Here is a 15,527-nt window from a genome sequence, read left to right on the forward strand (position 1 = left end):
TTGCACAGCTTATTATAATGGATACAATACAAGATTGTATCTCTCTAAACATTGGATAAAGGAACGAAAAATGAGTAAAGTAGCTGAAATCAAAGCACGAATTGCTGCTGATCAAGAAGCACTAAAAGATGCTATTAAAGGTGAGAAGACAGAAGCACTAAAGCGAATTCGTCAAGAAATTAAAGACTTTGGTTTTAAGACAAGTGACTTCAAAGGTGTTCTTGCTACACGCGCCAAGCGTAGTCCCAACGGTACACGTGCAGCTAAAAATGTTGCAGCTAAGAAAACCTCAAAAGGCTAATATATGATTGTCGTAAAACACAACTCAAGTCGTAAGAGTTTAAACTTTAACGACAACTATTTTGAAGTTACGGGTGTGCCTATGACTATCAATAACACCAATGTGATAAGCGATGCGCTCAATGACAAATTATCAATATATGGCGATGAAGCTTTTTCACCAAAAGCTGACGGAAGTTCCTACAATATTTCTGTAAGAGGATTGGCATCACAAACAATTTTTACTGATGTTAGTGCTCTACAAGCGTATATTTTAGACAAGCTTAATTCTTGCCTATCAAAGTTAGAAGAACGGAATAATTAGACCAACTCAATCGCTTTGCGTTTCATCGCGTCATTGACGTCTATGTAGCACTGGGTGGTTGACAGATTAGCATGCCTTGCGATGCTTTGTAGCACCCTAACGCTGACACCTTTATCAGCCAAGTTGGTAATTCCTGTGCGTCTTGGACTGTGACTTGAACCACCTGAAATGGCACAATTGCGGAATAAGTGGTGAAAGTGTTGGCATAAGGTATTGCTGCTCCAGCCTTCCGCTGGACGCTTTTGTGAGTAGAAAAGCTTGTCTGTGATTTCCTTGTATGGCACAGCCTTAACGTAAGTCTGTAGTTCTCGGCGTAGCTTATCACTCACAAACACAGTACTGCCCTTGCCTCCCTTTGTCTGTTCTGCAGTCAAGTAAATCTCAGTTTTAACCTTGCCCTCTGCATCAAGTACATCTGCGTAGCGTAGTGCCGCACATTCTTTGACACGTAACATTGCGTACAGCATTGTCAAAAACATTGCTCTATTACGCTCAGCGTGGGGACGTGTAGCCACATAGTCCAGCACTCTACGTATTTCTTGTGCTGTGAGTACTTTTGCTTGTTTGGACATTAGTGCTCTCCTAAATGTAAGTTTACTAATGCGAACAGTGTATTTTCTTTGTTTCTTAATTCCTACCTCTTTTTTACTTTGTTGATTCAAGTTATTTTCCTTAATGATTACGCCAGGTTAGCGTGTGTATAACAATAAACCAAAGCTTTTAGCAATTAGCTTTGGTTTTGTATTTATTGGAAATACTGTGTGATTGCGACTTAATTAAGCAAGCTTGCGTATAAGCCCTGTACGCTGTTGCAAGCTGCGCCAGCTATCCAAGCCTAGCTCAGCTTGTTTTGTGCGTTTGTAGCTTGTTTAATTCAGCTTGCTTGTGTGCTTTGCTTTGTCGATTAGCTTGCGTAAGCACTACCCTATTGCTCCTATGTAGACAACTCTGTTGTTTGATGTTGCGCTGTAATGTTTGGACGCAGTTAGCCATTTGTATGTGTGTTACTTGAGAACACATTGATAGCGAAACTTTGTTTCGCTTGCGTCTTCGCTTACGCTCAACGCATTTTTCTTCTCTTAATTTTATTTGTGTTTTGACTTTTAATGCTCATTACTAGGAAGCACAAGCCACGCCCTGTTAAAGGGCGTAGCTTTAGCTAATGCTCATTACTGAGGGTTAACAACTGATATACACACAACTTGATTGATTACAAGAAAGGTAGGTTTTGCTATCACCTTTTATGTGCTTGCCTTACGCAACACACTCACAGCCTATATCAGTAGCTTTGTGGTGTGTTTATGGGTTGGATTGTGGCAGTCCCATTCACTTTCAGCCTATACATTTTCGTACTTGCTTACGTTCATACATCTCTGTATTACCAACCTGTACAACTTCGCAAACGTTTCTACGCAATGGCGTGACGTTTAAGGCATCCAACGGTTAAATTGGGTAGTGCGATGAGGCTAACTATGAGAGAGTTAAATTGCTTACCGTCACACATCAGAACGGATTTCGCGGCACTATTACAGTCGGCGTGCTAACCTTTATATCTCATTTATACCTTTATTTATGCGAAACCAAAGAATAGATTAAATTTTTCTTCTGGTTGACCTTAAAAAAGTCTGAAGTTACATTAATAATTCACTTAACAAAAGGAGTTCTGCTATGTCAGCAATTGCTAAATTGAAGCTTGTTTCTAGCAAGCGTGAACGTTTTCTTAGTCCAACTGTATCTCGTCGTCATAAACTAGCAGACAAGTTGGATGAGCAGCTTGCTCTTTGTCAAGCACAAAAAAATGGTGATGTTTACGCACCCAAGCGTATTAAGACCATAACCAAGCCAGATGGTGAGCGTGTACGTGTAGAAGCTGTCAAGCGTGTTAAAGAGTGGTTTTGGACCAATAGCAATGGAAAGATTAACTTGGCTGTGCGTTATGGCAGCAAGACTTTGGAGCTTGGCAAAGGTAAAAACGCCATTGAACTCAGTACTGGTGATGAACTTATCAGCACCTTAGTGCTGCTTAAAGATGCTGTAATTGCTGGTGAATTGGATGAAGCTATCAACAACGCAAGTGATAAGTTACGTGCTGGCTTTGCTAAATGATTGATTAAGGACTGGCTTTTATTGCCAGTCCATTCTCCTATTCATGGCTAAATATAAGAATAGGAGATGACTATGCGACTTTATGAAATTGCTGACGCTAAAGCACAACTAGAATTGCTACGAATAATTATTGACAACACTTGGTCAGCAATAGCACAACAAGCAGAACAGCAGAAACGTTCGGACGCGGAACGTAAGGCACTGGCTAAGCTTAAGCCACGTACTAAGAAATCACGTAAGGGTACAAGCATTCGTATACCTACACCTCCACCACTACCACCAAAGCAGCCTCAAGTCCAGTTAGCTAAACAACCACCCTCTTCACTTAACAACCTCAACCCTAACGCCTTAAACGCTGTAAAACCCCCACCTACCAATCCTCAAATTAAACCGTCGGCTACAATTACAGCAATCAAACCTACGCCTGCGTTTATTCCTCAACCCAAGCCTATAGTCACTACATCCATCAAACCATCTAACGGTTTAAAATTGAGCACTTTAGAAAAAGAAGAAGATTGGTACGCTAAGTATAGAAATAATTAATTCTATTTTAAAATAAACTTCTTTAAGGATGTAATACGTTTTCTCAAATTGCGTAATACTTCTGCCGTTTATCTTACCCACCTAGCTTAGTAGCAAGTGCTAAAGGTGTTGCTTGTTTACCATAGTATTTCTCAATTATTTGCACACTCGTACCCATATTTCTTGCTATATCAAATATTGGTATCCCACGTTTTATCATCATTACAGCGTAAAAATGTCGCAAGCTGTACAGCGTATATTTCTCTTTGTCACGGCTTTCTGTCAAGCTTATTGACTTAAGCAAAGCATTGAATTGGTCGATGAGTGTGACTATTTTGTTGCCATCGTACATACAGAAAAACCAACCGTCTGTATCTTTTAATTTTCTTTTTGGACTTCGGACTTTTCTAACTTCCGCCTCTTGTGTTCTTACAAGATTCCGCCGTCTTACTCGTTCTACATATCTAACAACATTAGTTCGTGGAATAACAACTCTTCGTCCAGTCTTCCCACGCACTGAAAACATATAGTTTTTTCTTCCTAGCTCATCCTTAAATTCAACAATATCGTTGTCTTTTAAGTTGTTGGCTTCACCAACTCGTATGCCACTGTTAGACAATACCAGAACGTAATCTCTTAGCAGTTCCTTTGTGTACTTCCACTCCTTATTCTTTGTATCTTTTATGCCCTTACGCATTCCTTTTATGATTTCCCAATACTCAGCTACTGTAAATGTTGGACGAACAATAGCTCTTTCTGCATTAAATCTGTATGTTGGCAGCTGTGTCTGTCCTCTGTATCCACGCTCATAAGCAAACTTTATCAGCGTCTTTCCTAGTGTCATCTCCCACTCTAATGTCTTATCAGCTGGGTTTATTTTGTGGTTTCGTGGACGCTTATCCTCTGCCATTCGGTGGTAATAATCTTTACGCCAGGGGATGTAATCTTGTAGAACAGCGTTGTCCATATTACTTACACTTTTTGTACCGCAGTACTCTCTCCAAAACTTTGCTACTCGCTTAATTTGACGAAGCATATGAATACTTGTCTGCTGCCTTGAGCTTGAGTTCGTCTTAACGTCTAGACTTTTTTGGTATTGACTTTGCCTAAGTGCGATGTATTCATCTATTACATCGCCAAAAGATTTTTGCTGTAGTGGCAGTCCTTCTCGCTGTTTATATTCCATCTCGTGGAGATATTTCAAGGCTAATTTACGTGCCTCTTCTACCTTACGTGTCTTTAAGGTTTTGTAAATGTACTTCCTATCGCCTTTGTAAAAGCGTGCCTGATATATGCCGTTGCGACAGAAGATAAGGACTTTGCCGTCCTCTAATTCTTCCTTAAATTCTGTGCTTAACATTTGCCTAACCTAGTCCATTAATCAACCTTTTGCCTAACAATTGTAAAACATCTTTCAAACCCTGTAAACCGCGTAACCTGTTGTTTTATAAGGCTAGGCCAGCTTGCCGTGGCAGTTTTTGAATTTTTTGCCGCTGCCGCAGGGGCAGGGTTCGTTGCGACCCACTTTGACCAGCCCCTGCGGGGCCAACTCAAATTCGCTGCTGGGACCGGCATAGGTATAGGCCTCGCCGGTTTCGCTGGGCGCGGTATAGGTGACGTTGCTGATCTTCTCGGCCTGCGCTTCCAAGGCTTGGGCAGCCTCGTCAATTTGCTGCTGCGATTGGATTTGCATGTTCATCAAGATGCGGGTCACTTCGGCCTTGACCTGGTCCAGCAACTGACCAAACAACTCAAATGCCTCGCGCTTGTACTCTTGCTTGGGTTGCTTTTGTGCATAACCACGCAAGTGAATGCCTTGGCGCAAGTAGTCTAGGGAAGACAAATGTTCGCGCCAATGGTTATCGATGCTTTGCAACAACACCGCCCGCGTGAAGGGCGTGAGCTGACCAACCCCCAGATCAGCCACCTTGGTGGCAAAAGCGGCGTGGGCAGCGCTGACCACTTTTTCGACCACATCTTCATCAGACACCGATGTGGCGCCCTCGATCCAAGCTTGCAAACCCAGATTGATTTGCCACTCCATGGCGAGCGCGCGCTCCAAAGCGGGAATGTCCCACTGCTCTTCAACCGACTCCACCGGGACAAATTGGCGCACCAAGTCGGTGAAGCAGCCTTCGCGCAAGCTGGTGATTTGCGCGCTGAGGTCTTGGGCATCCAAGATGTCATTGCGCTGCTGATAGATCACCTTGCGCTGGTCATTGGAGACATCGTCGTACTCGAGCAACTGCTTGCGCACATCAAAATTGCGAGCCTCCACCTTGCGTTGAGCGCTTTCGATGCTGCGGGTGACGATACCGGCCTCAATCGCCTCGCCCTCTGGCATTTTCAGGCGGTCCATGATGGACTTGACCCGATCGCCCGCAAAAATGCGCATCAGCGGATCGTCCAGGCTCAGGTAAAAACGCGATGAACCAGGGTCCCCCTGGCGGCCCGAACGGCCCCGCAACTGGTTGTCGATGCGGCGCGACTCATGGCGCTCAGTGGCGATGATGCGCAAACCGCCTTGCGCCACAACTTTGTCGTGATCCAACTGCCACTGGGCACGCAGGGCCTGCTCTTGCTGTGCGTGCTGATCGGCGGGGATGGCCGCATCGGCTTGCATCGCAGAAATCATTTTTTCAAGGTTGCCGCCCAACACAATATCGGTGCCGCGGCCTGCCATGTTGGTGGCAATGGTGATCATCTGGCTGCGCCCAGCTTGGGCCACGATGTCGGCTTCGCGCTCGTGTTGTTTGGCGTTGAGCACCTGGTGCGGCAGCTTGGCTTGGGTTAACAAGGCGGAGATGATTTCCGAGTTTTCAATCGAGCTCGTGCCCACCAAAACCGGTTGGCCGCGCTCGTGGCAATCGCGGATGTCATCGATGGCGGCGGTGTATTTTTCTTGGGTGGTTTTGTACACCCGATCGAGTTGGTCTTCGCGCCGGCTGATGCGGTTGGGCGGGATGACCACGGTTTCCAAACCGTAAATCTCTTGAAATTCGTAGGCCTCGGTATCGGCCGTCCCGGTCATGCCAGAGAGTTTGCCGTACAGGCGGAAATAGTTTTGAAAGGTGATGGACGCCAGGGTTTGGTTTTCGGCCTGGATGTTCACACCCTCTTTGGCTTCAACCGCTTGGTGCAAGCCATCGCTCCAACGCCGCCCCGACATCAAGCGCCCGGTGAACTCGTCGACGATGACGATCTCGCCGTTTTGGTTCACATAGTGCTGATCGCGGTGGTAGAGGTGGTGCGCACGCAAAGCAGCGGTCAAGTGGTGCATCAGGCTGATGTTGGCGGGGTCGTACAACGACGCGCCTTCGGGCAGCATGCCCATCTCCACCAACAAGCGCTCAGAATTTTCATGGCCTTGTTCGGTGAGGAACACCTGGTGTGATTTTTCATCCACCGTGAAGTCGCCCGCCTTGGTGACGCCTTCGCCAGTGCGCAAATCTTCTTCACCCTCTTGGCGCTGCAACTTGGGCACCAACTGGTTCATGGCCACATAGCGCTCGGTGTGGTCCTCGGCTTGGCCGCTGATGATCAGCGGCGTGCGCGCCTCATCGATCAGGATGGAGTCCACCTCATCGACGATGGCGTAATGCAACTTGCGCTGCACGCGATCGGCAGGCTCGTAGACCATGTTGTCGCGCAAGTAATCAAAACCAAACTCGTTGTTGGTGCCGTAGGTGATGTCGCTGGCATAAGCCGCTTGCTTTTCTTCGCGCGACATTTGCGGCAGATTAACGCCCACACTCAAGCCCAAAAAGTTATACAAGCGCCCCATCCACTGCGCATCGCGCTGGGCCAGGTAGTCGTTGACCGTCACCACATGCACCCCGCGACCGGTCAAGGCATTCAGGTAAACAGCCAGGGTGGCGGTGAGGGTTTTGCCCTCACCGGTGCGCATTTCAGCCACTTTGCCATGGTGCAGTGCCATGCCACCGCTGAGCTGCACATCAAAGTGACGCATCTTCATGATGCGCTTGGAGCCTTCTCGCACAACAGCAAAAGCTTCAGGCAACAAATCGTCCAATGGGGTGCCGCCAGCCACTTGCTGTTTGAAGGCCTCCGTTTTGGCTTTGAGGGCTTCATCAGTCAGTTGCTCTAGGCTTGGCTCCAAGGCATTGATGCGTGCCACGGTCTTGCTGTACTGTTTGAGCAAGCGCTCATTGCGACTGCCGAATATCTGGGTCAAAAATTTAAAGGCCATGGATGGTGCATCAATCCCTCGGGCAGGGGCGCCCAAGAAGGTGAAGGGTTCCTTTGAAGTAGCCGGGCATTTTAGCGCTGACCGGTTGGATAATCGCCCCATGAAACAACGCCCTCAAACGCTCACCGCCGAGCAAGCCGCCCGCTCCGAGCCCAGCCTCGCTCGCTTGGGCGCTTTGGGCCAAGATTCGCTGCGCCGTTTGGCATCGATTGCCCCTTTGTTGCCCCCAGGGCTGCGCGAGGGCCTCAAAGCCGGGCCCATCGACGGTCAAACCTGGTGTGTGTTGGTGCCGAGCAATGCGGCGAGCGCCAAATTGCGCCAGTTGGAGCCAGCTTTGTTGGCCCATTTGCGCACCCAAGGTTGGGATGTGCAAAAAATGCGGGTGAAGATCATGTCCCGATGAAGCGGGAATGCATGATGGACGCGGGTGGGCTTTGTAAATGGTGCCGATTATCGGATTCGAACTGATGACCTACCGCTTACAAGGCGGTTGCTCTACCAACTGAGCTAAATCGGCGCTGGATAATTTTACTTCACGCGCTTTAACGCTGGGCGTTTGCCACCGCTTTTGGGGGGTGGCGTCGGTGTGGTGCTTTCGCCGGACAAGGTTAAATTGAGGTTACGCGGCGTTTTGACAGGGGCGCTGCTAACCGCCCCAGAGTTGTTCAAACCGCCTTCAAGATCGGACCCCTCTTCAGGCGCATGGAGTTGAAGCGGAAAGGCCATGCCTTGACCGTTTTCACGGGCGTAAATGGCCAACACCCGGTTGACCGGCACCATGATGCCGCGGGCCGAACCGGAAAACCGCGCTTTGAACTCGATGAAGTCATTGCCCAGCTTCAAACCACTGGTGGCGTCGTAACTGATGTTGAGAACGATCTCACCGTTTTTCACATACTCTTGGGGCACTTGAACGGTCTCATCCACGTGCACCGCCACATAGGGGGTGAAGTGGTGATCCACGCACCACTCGTAGAGGGCACGGATCATGTAGGGCCGGGTGGAGTTGGAATCGGCAACGTTGAGCATGGTTCCCCCCTGCCAGACTTATTTGCGCATGACCTTTTCAGAGGGCGTGAGCGCCTCAATGTAGGCCGGACGGGAAAAGATGCGCTCGGCGTATTTGAGCAAGGGGGCTGCGTTCTTGGACAAGTCGATGCCAAAGTGATCCAAACGCCACAGCAAAGGGGCGATGGCCACGTCGAGCATGGAGAAGTTATCGCCCAGCATGTATTTGTTTTTCAAGAAGACCGGGGCCAATTGCGTCAAGCGATCGCGGATGTGTGAGCGGGCTTTTTCCAAGGCCTTTTCGTTGGCCTTGGCCGTGCGCGACTCTAGGGTGCTGACGTGCACAAACAGCTCTTTTTCGAAGTTCAACAAGAACAAACGAACACGAGCGCGGTCGACCGGGTCGCCAGGCATCAATTGGGGATGGGGGAAGCGCTCATCGATGTATTCGTTGATGATGTTGGACTCATACAAAATCAAATCACGTTCGACCAGGATGGGCACCTGGCCGTAAGGGTTCATGACATTGATGTCTTCTGGTTTGTTGTAGAGGTCAACATCACGGATTTCGAAGTCCATGCCTTTTTCAAACAGCACGAAGCGGCAACGGTGAGAAAAGGGGCAAGTGGTTCCGGAATAAAGCACCATCATGATGAAGGCTCCTGAAATTCAAAAAGAATGGGGGCTAACCCCCCATTCCCAAATCCAACCCCAGCCAGCAGGCTTGGGTTGGGAAAAATTATTTGATGTCTTTCCAATAAGACGCGTTCAATCTCCAAGCGATGACCATGAAGCACAACAAGAAGATCAGCACCCACACGCCAATGCGCACCCGGGAATTTTGGCCAGGCTCAGCCATCCACTGCAAGTAGCTGACCAGGTCACCCACAGCTTGGTCATACTGCAATGGCGTCATGGTGCCGGGCTTGACTTGCTCCCAACCTTTGAAGACCTGAACCTCATGGCCATGTTGCTGGGCCACATCAAAAACAGGGCGGCGCTCGCCTTGCAATTCCCACAGCACATGGGGCATGCCCACATTGGGAAAGGCCAGGTTGTTCCAGCCGGTGGCTTTGGTGTCGTCGCGGTAATAAGTGCGCAAATAGGTGTAGAGGTAATCGGCACCAGTGCCGCCACTGCCAGAGCGTGAACGTGCCACCAAGGTCAAGTCAGGGGGCAGGCCACCAAACCAATCTTTGGCTTGGCGCGCATCGATGTTGGCCTTCATGGTCTCACCCACCTTGTCGGTGGTGAACAACAAGTTGTCTTTGATTTGTTGCTCGGTCAAACCAATATCGGTCAAGCGGTTGTAGCGCATGAAAGCCGCAGAGTGACAGTTCAAGCAGTAGTTCACAAACAGCTTGGCGCCGTTTTGCAATGCAGCCAAGTCGTTGGTTTTGTTGGGCGCTTTGTCCCAAGCAATGGTGTCGCCACCAGACGCCCATGCGCCAGAGAAGCAACCGAGCGAGACCAACAAAGAGATGAGGATTTTTTTCATGGTGTTATTCCTGCGCGCTCAGTGGGGGGTGAAGGTCACGCGGTCCGGCACGGGCTTGGTCTCACCCAAACGACTCCACCAAGGCATCAGGAGGAAAAAGCCAAAGTAAAACAAGGTACCCACTTGTGAAACGCGCTCTCCGATGGGTGAAGGCGGCTGCACACCCAGGTAGCCCAGGATCACAAAGTTGATGACGAAAATGGCGTACAGGTATTTGTGCCAATCGGGACGGTAGCGGATCGACTTCACTTCGCAGTTGTCCAACCAAGGCAGGAAGAACAAAATAATGACCGCGCCACCCATGACCACCACGCCCCAGAACTTGGCGTCGATCTTCAGCATCAAGCCCATAATGATGACCGCAGCGGCCACCACGGCAGCTTTGAGGACGCTGGCCATTTTGATGCGGGTGACACCCAAATAGGCGGCAATCACCACACACAGCACCAGCGCATACATCATCTCAGTGGTGATGGCGCGCAGCATCGAGTAGTAAGGGGTGAAATACCAAACGGGGGCAATGTGCAGCGGTGTTTTCAGGGGATCGGCTGGGATGAAGTTGTTGTACTCCAAGAAGTAGCCGCCCAGTTCAGGCGCGAAAAACACAATCGAGGTGAAGATCACCAAGAAGCCAGTCACGCCCAAGATGTCGTGCACGGTGTAGTAAGGATGGAAAGGAATGCCATCCAAGGGGCGGCCTTTATCGTCTTTGTACTTCTTGATCTCGACGCCATCGGGGTTGTTGGAGCCCACCTCGTGCAAGGCGATGATGTGGGCCGCCACCAAACCAAGCAGCACCAAAGGCACGGCAATGACGTGGAAGCTGAAGAAGCGGTTCAAGGTGGCATCACTCACCACGTAGTCGCCACGGATCAACAATGCCAAGTCGGGGCCAATCACGGGCACAGCAGCAAACAGGTTCACGATCACCTGGGCGCCCCAATAAGACATTTGCCCCCAGGGCAGCAAGTAACCCATGAAGGCTTCGGCCATCAGGCACAAGAAGATGGCGCAGCCAAACAGCCACACCAACTCGCGCGGCTTGCGGTATGAGCCATAAATCAGGCCCCGGAACATGTGGAAATAAACCACCACAAAGAATGCCGAGGCGCCGGTGGAGTGCATGTAGCGGATCAGCCAACCCCAAGGCACATCGCGCATGATGTACTCGACAGAGGCAAAGGCCTGAGCTGCATCGGGCTTGTAGTGCATGACCAAGAAAATGCCCGTGACAATTTGGATCACGAGCACAAACAAGGCCAAAGAGCCGAAAAAGTACCAGAAGTTAAAGTTTTTGGGCGCGTAGTACTCGCTCAAATGCTCTTTGTAGAGCTTGGATGCCGGGAAGCGGTTGTCCACCCAGTTGAGCAACTTGTCACCCACGCTGGCGTTGGGGGAGATTTCTTTGAATTCAGCCATGTTGATTCCTGTCAGGCCTTTTTATCTTCGCCGATGATCAGCCGAGAGTCCGACAAATACATGTGCGGCGGCACTTCCAGGTTGTCTGGCGCCGGTTTGTTTTTGAACACGCGGCCGGCCATGTCAAAGGTCGAGCCGTGGCATGGGCACAAAAAGCCACCCGCCCAGTCGTCGGGCAAAGAGGGCTGGGCGCCTGCTTGAAACTTGTCAGAGGGTGAACAACCCAGGTGCGAGCAAATGCCCACACCGACGAAAAACTCAGGTTTGATCGAGCGCGCTTGGTTGCGGGCGTATTCGGGGGTCAAGTCGGCAGGGTTGCGCTCAGACTTGGGGTCGGCCAAAAGGGCCTCGGTCTTTTTGAGGGAATCGAGTTGCTCGGGTGTGCGGCGCACGATCCATACTGGCTTGCCACGCCACTCGACGGTGAGCTTTTCGCCAGGCTTGATGGTGCTGATGTCAACTTCCACCGCTGCACCGGCAGCTTTGGCTTTCTCAGAGGGCTGAAAAGTGCTGACAAAGGGAACGGCTGTGGCGATGCCGCCGACTGCACCAGCGCAACCAGAGGCGATGAGCCAGGTGCGCTTGCTGGTGTCCAAACGGGTGTCACTCATGAAAATCCTCGAACTTACGTCGCTTGTTGGGTCAACCGTTGATTGTAACTGAGCGACATAGCGCCGATCTGACGCCACCCTGTCACCCTGATCAGGGCCATCCTTTCAAGGGTATATTATTGAGTACTTTTTAACTCATTAAGGAGCTGTATGTTGCAAGAATTCAAGGCCTTTGCCATCAAGGGCAATGTGATCGATTTGGCCGTGGGGGTGATCATTGGCGGGGCATTTGGCAAGATCGTCGACTCATTGGTGGGCGACCTGATCATGCCCATGGTGTCGGCCTTGATCGGTCGGCTCGACTTTTCCAACCTGTTCATCGCCTTGGGCGCGGTACCAGCCGGCACCGGCAGCAGTTTGGACGCCTTGCGCAAAGCGGGCGTACCGGTGCTGGCCTATGGCAGTTTTCTCACGGTGGCGGTCAATTTTGTGCTGCTGGCCTTCATCATTTTCATGTTGATTCGCCAAATCAATCGGCTCAAAGGCGAGCAAGCCGCCCCCGAAGCCCCAGTAGAGCCTGCCAGCCCGCCCGAGGAAGTGCTGCTGCTGCGCCAGATCCGCGACAACCTGCAAAACAAGGCCTGAGGGTCACACCACCCGGGTTGACAAAGTCCTGGCCATGGCTAGCGAGGCCAACAAGCTCGAAGGGTCGGCCACCCCCTGCCCAGCAATATCGTAGGCCGTGCCGTGGTCGGGGCTGGTGCGCACAAACGGCAGCCCCAGGGTGACATTCACCCCATGGGCCAGGCCCATGTATTTCACTGGGATCAAGCCCTGGTCGTGGTACATGGCCACCACCGCATCAATGGCATTGGCTTGCCCATGGCTGGCGCGGGCGCGCATGAACACCGTGTCTGGCGGATAGGGGCCGCTGGCATCGATGCCCAAAGACCGCGCCAGCTCCAATGCCGGCTCGAGGATGTCAATTTCCTCGCGCCCCATCAATCCCCCCTCACCCGCATGCGGGTTGAGCCCTGCCAAGGCCAACCGGGGCGGCCCACCCTGGGCATTGCGCAAACTGTTGTGCGCGATGCGCAGGGTTTGCAACACGTTGTCCACCGTGACCGCATCAATGGCTTGGCGCAATGAGACATGGATGCTCACCAACACCGTGCGCAACTCTGGATTGGCCAGCATCATGCGCACCGGCAGTTGGTCGACTGACACGCCCAAGTGGTTCGCCGCCAGCGACTGCAACAGCTCGGTGTGCCCCGGAAAGCTCTCGCCCGCCGCAGCCAATGCGGTTTTGTTCAAAGGCGCGGTGACCACAGCCTGCACCAGACCGTTGAGTGCCGCTTGCGCCGCAGCGCGCACGCTATCGGCGGCCAAACGCCCGGTGGCAGCGCTCACCTGGCCCCATGGTGGCGGGTCGCTTTCGGTACCCACTTGCCAGACCGGAATCACCCCAGCGGGAAGGCTCAGGGCCTGGGTCAAATCGGAAATCACGGCCACGCTGAGCTTTGGCTCCAATTTCAACAAATGCAGCGCCTGCTGCATGATGCGAGCGTCGCCAAAAACCACGCAACCACGCGCGGCGCTGGGGTGTGCAAAAGCTTTGGCGATGATCTCAGGACCAATGCCCGCCGCATCGCCCAAGGTGATGGCCACTGGCCGTTGGTCAGGCATGGCGATACCCTCAGGCCGGGTTGTCAATGTCAATGAAGCGGTGGACCAAGCCCAACTGCGCGGCCACGTGGGCTGCGACAGCCGGTGCGCCATAGCGCTCGGTGGCATGGTGGCCACAGGCAAAGAAAGCCACCCCGGTTTCACGCGCCAAGTGGGCTTGGGGTTCGGAAATTTCACCGGTCACAAAAGCATCGGCGCCAGCGGCGATTGCCGCTTCAAAGTAAGACTGGGCGCCGCCACTGCACCAAGCCACCCGCCGGATGGGTCGCGTCACATCTTCGGCCCCCACCCACACGGGTGCTCGACCCAAACCCTGCTGCAAATGCGCCGCCAGCGCTTGGGCGTTGGGCCAAACCGTGTCGTCGGCCGCTTGGCCCAGGCAACCCAATTGCTGCTCGCCAAATTGGCTGTCGGCGCGCCAACCCAAACGCCGCCCCAATTGCGCGTTGTTGCCCCACTCGGGGTGTGCGTCCAGCGGCAAGTGGTAGGCCAGCAAACTGATGTCATGGGCCAACAACAAGCGCAAGCGTTGCTTCATCCAACCGGTGACCGTGCCTTCTTGCCCGCGCCAAAACAAGCCGTGGTGTACCAAAATGGCATCGGCCTTGGCGTCGATGGCCGCTTCGATCAAGGCCTTGGACGCGGTCACGCCAGAGATCAACACATCGACCTGCGCCTTGCCCTCGACTTGCAAACCATTGGGCCCGTAATCCTTGAACCGCTCTGGGGTGAGCAAGGTTTGGCAAGCTTGCACCAATTGAGACAGCTCAGCGCTCATCGCTCCACCGGCCTTTGCTTGGGCCTCTGGGCCGGGTTGACCGATACCGACAAGGGGCTGCCCCCACGCTCAATCGACAAAGAGGCGGTCACACCGGGTTTCAGCGCCGCAATCGCAGCCAGCAATTGATCGACGTTTTCGACCGTTTTGCCATCCACACCCAACAACACATCGCCTGGGCGTACCCCGGCCTTGAATGCTGGGCCGTTTTGCAGCACACCGGTGACCACCACGCCTTGCAAGCGAGATATGCCAAAGGACTCGGCCAACTCGGGGGTCAGGTCATTGGGCTCCACGCCCACCCAACCGCGCACCACGACACCGTTTTTCACAATGCCTTCCAACACCTGGCGGGCGGTGGAGACGGGAATGGCAAAACCAATGCCCATGTTGCCGCCCGAGCGCGAATAAATGGCGGTGTTGATGCCCATCAAATGGCCTTGGATGTCCACCAATGCGCCACCTGAATTACCGGGGTTGATGGCCGCATCGGTTTGGATGAAATTTTCAAAGGTATTGATGCCCAGCCGATTGCGCCCCAAAGCAGACACGATGCCGCTGGTCACGGTTTGACCCACGCCAAACGGGTTGCCAATGGCCAGCAAGCGGTCGCCCACTTGCAACTCATCCGAATTGCCCCAAACGATGACAGGTAATTTGTCGAGTTTGATTTTGAGCACGGCCAAATCGGTGTCGGGGTCGGTGCCAATCACTTGGGCTTGGGTGCGGCGGCCATCGTGCAACACGATTTCAATTTGCTCGGCCCCCTCCACCACATGGTTATTGGTCAACACATAGCCCTCGGGGCTGACGATCACCCCACTGCCCATGCCCCCTTGGGGTGCTTCATCTTGGTCGCCATAAAAAAACTTGAACCATGGGTCTTTGGCATGCGGATTGGGTCCTGCTGCGCGCGAGGTGCTGATGCTCACCACAGCCGGTGCCGCTTGACGTGCGGCGGGGCTGAAACTGCCCACTGCAACGGCACCCGGGGCAGCTGCGGGCGCTTGCAGCAAATGCACCGCGCCCGACCAATTGCCTCCCGTGCCCACCCATTGGGGCTTGAGCGTGACCAATACAAACCAAATGGCCAACAACACCGTGACCACCTGGGAGAAGATGAGCCAGTAGCGCTTCATGCGGTG

At 52.4% G+C, this 15,527-nt stretch carries 17 protein-coding genes and 1 tRNA gene; 6 read left to right on the forward strand and 12 right to left on the reverse strand.

Translation table 11 applies throughout. From position 1 onward, the window contains the following. Nucleotides 1–70 precede the first annotated feature (70 nt). Nucleotides 71–301, forward strand: coding sequence for a hypothetical protein (locus AC8GFZ_RS06245; RefSeq protein ID WP_506643410.1), 231 nt, complete (start codon nt 71–73; stop codon nt 299–301). A gap of 3 nt (nt 302–304) precedes the next feature. After that, a complete protein-coding gene (locus AC8GFZ_RS06250) occupies nt 305–604 on the forward strand; it encodes a hypothetical protein (protein ID WP_506643412.1) in 300 nt (99 codons plus the stop codon). Here AC8GFZ_RS06250 and AC8GFZ_RS06255 read toward each other — a convergent pair. Further along, nucleotides 601–1,266 (reverse strand): tyrosine-type recombinase/integrase, encoded by a 666-nt coding sequence (locus AC8GFZ_RS06255; RefSeq protein ID WP_506643414.1) that lies wholly within the window; start codon nt 1,264–1,266, stop codon nt 601–603. The two genes, AC8GFZ_RS06250 and AC8GFZ_RS06255, sit on opposite strands and share 4 nt — an antisense overlap. A 1,006-nt stretch (nt 1,267–2,272) precedes the next feature. On the opposite strand from AC8GFZ_RS06255, the gene AC8GFZ_RS06260 reads away from it, so the two are divergent. Both AC8GFZ_RS06260 and AC8GFZ_RS06265 read left to right on the forward strand, forming a co-directional pair. Beyond that, nucleotides 2,273–2,710 carry a DUF6641 family protein gene (locus AC8GFZ_RS06260; RefSeq protein ID WP_506643416.1) on the forward strand — a complete coding sequence of 146 codons (438 nt, stop codon included), beginning with the start codon at nt 2,273–2,275 and terminating at the stop codon, nt 2,708–2,710. Between the two features lie 72 nt (nt 2,711–2,782). Continuing rightward, the gene (locus tag AC8GFZ_RS06265) at nt 2,783–3,253 is read left to right on the forward strand and encodes a hypothetical protein (RefSeq protein ID WP_506643418.1); all 471 of its coding nucleotides are present in this window, start codon (nt 2,783–2,785) and stop codon (nt 3,251–3,253) included. Between the two features lie 73 nt (nt 3,254–3,326). Here the strand turns inward: AC8GFZ_RS06265 and AC8GFZ_RS06270 are convergent, their stop codons facing one another. Further along, nucleotides 3,327–4,592, reverse strand: a complete 1,266-nt coding sequence (locus AC8GFZ_RS06270; protein WP_506643420.1) for a tyrosine-type recombinase/integrase — start codon at nt 4,590–4,592, stop codon at nt 3,327–3,329. Nucleotides 4,593–4,685: 93 nt separating this feature from the next. Beyond that, complete coding sequence (gene secA, locus AC8GFZ_RS06275) at nt 4,686–7,442, reverse strand: preprotein translocase subunit SecA (protein ID WP_506643422.1); 2,757 nt, start codon at nt 7,440–7,442, stop codon at nt 4,686–4,688. Between the two features lie 100 nt (nt 7,443–7,542). Between secA and AC8GFZ_RS06280 the strand changes: the two genes are divergently transcribed. Next, nucleotides 7,543–7,845: a hypothetical protein gene (locus tag AC8GFZ_RS06280; RefSeq protein ID WP_506643424.1), complete on the forward strand. Its 303-nt coding sequence runs from the start codon at nt 7,543–7,545 to the stop codon at nt 7,843–7,845. Nucleotides 7,846–7,883: 38 nt separating this feature from the next. Here the strand turns inward: AC8GFZ_RS06280 and AC8GFZ_RS06285 are convergent. The 6 genes from AC8GFZ_RS06285 to petA all read right to left on the reverse strand — a co-directional run bounded on the left by AC8GFZ_RS06285 (nt 7,884) and on the right by petA (nt 11,978). After that, a tRNA-Thr gene (locus AC8GFZ_RS06285) sits at nt 7,884–7,959 on the reverse strand. Nucleotides 7,960–7,970: 11 nt separating this feature from the next. Further along, on the reverse strand, nt 7,971–8,471 hold the full coding sequence (locus AC8GFZ_RS06290) for a ClpXP protease specificity-enhancing factor (RefSeq protein WP_506643426.1): 501 nt from the start codon (nt 8,469–8,471) through the stop codon (nt 7,971–7,973). Between the two features lie 18 nt (nt 8,472–8,489). Continuing rightward, a complete protein-coding gene (locus AC8GFZ_RS06295) occupies nt 8,490–9,101 on the reverse strand; it encodes a glutathione S-transferase N-terminal domain-containing protein (protein ID WP_506643428.1) in 612 nt (203 codons plus the stop codon). A gap of 88 nt (nt 9,102–9,189) precedes the next feature. Beyond that, the gene (locus AC8GFZ_RS06300; RefSeq protein WP_506643430.1) at nt 9,190–9,948 is read right to left on the reverse strand and encodes a cytochrome c1; all 759 of its coding nucleotides are present in this window, start codon (nt 9,946–9,948) and stop codon (nt 9,190–9,192) included. 18 nt (nt 9,949–9,966) lie between these two features. Then, nucleotides 9,967–11,367, reverse strand: coding sequence for a cytochrome b (locus AC8GFZ_RS06305; RefSeq protein ID WP_506643432.1), 1,401 nt, complete (start codon nt 11,365–11,367; stop codon nt 9,967–9,969). 11 nt (nt 11,368–11,378) lie between these two features. After that, a complete protein-coding gene (gene petA / locus AC8GFZ_RS06310; RefSeq protein ID WP_506643434.1) occupies nt 11,379–11,978 on the reverse strand; it encodes a ubiquinol-cytochrome c reductase iron-sulfur subunit in 600 nt (199 codons plus the stop codon). Nucleotides 11,979–12,128: 150 nt separating this feature from the next. Between petA and mscL the strand changes: the two genes are divergently transcribed. Then, a complete protein-coding gene (mscL, locus tag AC8GFZ_RS06315; RefSeq protein ID WP_506643436.1) occupies nt 12,129–12,563 on the forward strand; it encodes a large conductance mechanosensitive channel protein MscL in 435 nt (144 codons plus the stop codon). A gap of 3 nt (nt 12,564–12,566) precedes the next feature. Here the strand turns inward: mscL and pdxA are convergent, their stop codons facing one another. The 3 genes from pdxA to AC8GFZ_RS06330 are packed head-to-tail and all read right to left on the reverse strand — an operon-like array spanning nt 12,567 to nt 15,521. Further along, nucleotides 12,567–13,604: a 4-hydroxythreonine-4-phosphate dehydrogenase PdxA gene (gene pdxA / locus AC8GFZ_RS06320; RefSeq protein ID WP_506643438.1), complete on the reverse strand. Its 1,038-nt coding sequence runs from the start codon at nt 13,602–13,604 to the stop codon at nt 12,567–12,569. Nucleotides 13,605–13,614: 10 nt separating this feature from the next. Further along, complete coding sequence (locus AC8GFZ_RS06325; protein WP_506643440.1) at nt 13,615–14,382, reverse strand: Nif3-like dinuclear metal center hexameric protein; 768 nt, start codon at nt 14,380–14,382, stop codon at nt 13,615–13,617. Next, complete coding sequence (locus AC8GFZ_RS06330; protein ID WP_506643442.1) at nt 14,379–15,521, reverse strand: S1C family serine protease; 1,143 nt, start codon at nt 15,519–15,521, stop codon at nt 14,379–14,381. The genes AC8GFZ_RS06325 and AC8GFZ_RS06330 overlap by 4 nt, the downstream gene beginning before the upstream one ends. Nucleotides 15,522–15,527 lie beyond the last annotated feature (6 nt).

The sequence above is a fragment of the Limnohabitans rimovensis (SeqCode) genome (assembly GCF_965234775.1).
GTDB classification, from domain to species: domain Bacteria; phylum Pseudomonadota; class Gammaproteobacteria; order Burkholderiales; family Burkholderiaceae_C; genus Limnohabitans; species Limnohabitans rimovensis.

What these genes read in the sequence shown, in the direction of transcription:
- pdxA (WP_506643438.1), bottom strand. Translation starts at nt 13,604, where the DNA reads ATGCCTGACCAACGGCCAGTGGCCATCACCTTGGGCGATGCGGCGGGC.
- AC8GFZ_RS06280 (WP_506643424.1), top strand. Translation starts at nt 7,543, where the DNA reads ATGAAACAACGCCCTCAAACGCTCACCGCCGAGCAAGCCGCCCGCTCC.
- AC8GFZ_RS06290 (WP_506643426.1), bottom strand. Translation starts at nt 8,471, where the DNA reads ATGCTCAACGTTGCCGATTCCAACTCCACCCGGCCCTACATGATCCGT.
- AC8GFZ_RS06250 (WP_506643412.1), top strand. Translation starts at nt 305, where the DNA reads ATGATTGTCGTAAAACACAACTCAAGTCGTAAGAGTTTAAACTTTAAC.
- AC8GFZ_RS06330 (WP_506643442.1), bottom strand. Translation starts at nt 15,521, where the DNA reads ATGAAGCGCTACTGGCTCATCTTCTCCCAGGTGGTCACGGTGTTGTTG.
- AC8GFZ_RS06245 (WP_506643410.1), top strand. Translation starts at nt 71, where the DNA reads ATGAGTAAAGTAGCTGAAATCAAAGCACGAATTGCTGCTGATCAAGAA.
- petA (WP_506643434.1), bottom strand. Translation starts at nt 11,978, where the DNA reads ATGAGTGACACCCGTTTGGACACCAGCAAGCGCACCTGGCTCATCGCC.
- AC8GFZ_RS06260 (WP_506643416.1), top strand. Translation starts at nt 2,273, where the DNA reads ATGTCAGCAATTGCTAAATTGAAGCTTGTTTCTAGCAAGCGTGAACGT.
- AC8GFZ_RS06270 (WP_506643420.1), bottom strand. Translation starts at nt 4,592, where the DNA reads ATGTTAAGCACAGAATTTAAGGAAGAATTAGAGGACGGCAAAGTCCTT.
- AC8GFZ_RS06325 (WP_506643440.1), bottom strand. Translation starts at nt 14,382, where the DNA reads ATGAGCGCTGAGCTGTCTCAATTGGTGCAAGCTTGCCAAACCTTGCTC.
- AC8GFZ_RS06300 (WP_506643430.1), bottom strand. Translation starts at nt 9,948, where the DNA reads ATGAAAAAAATCCTCATCTCTTTGTTGGTCTCGCTCGGTTGCTTCTCT.
- mscL (WP_506643436.1), top strand. Translation starts at nt 12,129, where the DNA reads ATGTTGCAAGAATTCAAGGCCTTTGCCATCAAGGGCAATGTGATCGAT.
- AC8GFZ_RS06265 (WP_506643418.1), top strand. Translation starts at nt 2,783, where the DNA reads ATGCGACTTTATGAAATTGCTGACGCTAAAGCACAACTAGAATTGCTA.
- AC8GFZ_RS06305 (WP_506643432.1), bottom strand. Translation starts at nt 11,367, where the DNA reads ATGGCTGAATTCAAAGAAATCTCCCCCAACGCCAGCGTGGGTGACAAG.
- AC8GFZ_RS06295 (WP_506643428.1), bottom strand. Translation starts at nt 9,101, where the DNA reads ATGATGGTGCTTTATTCCGGAACCACTTGCCCCTTTTCTCACCGTTGC.
- secA (WP_506643422.1), bottom strand. Translation starts at nt 7,442, where the DNA reads ATGGCCTTTAAATTTTTGACCCAGATATTCGGCAGTCGCAATGAGCGC.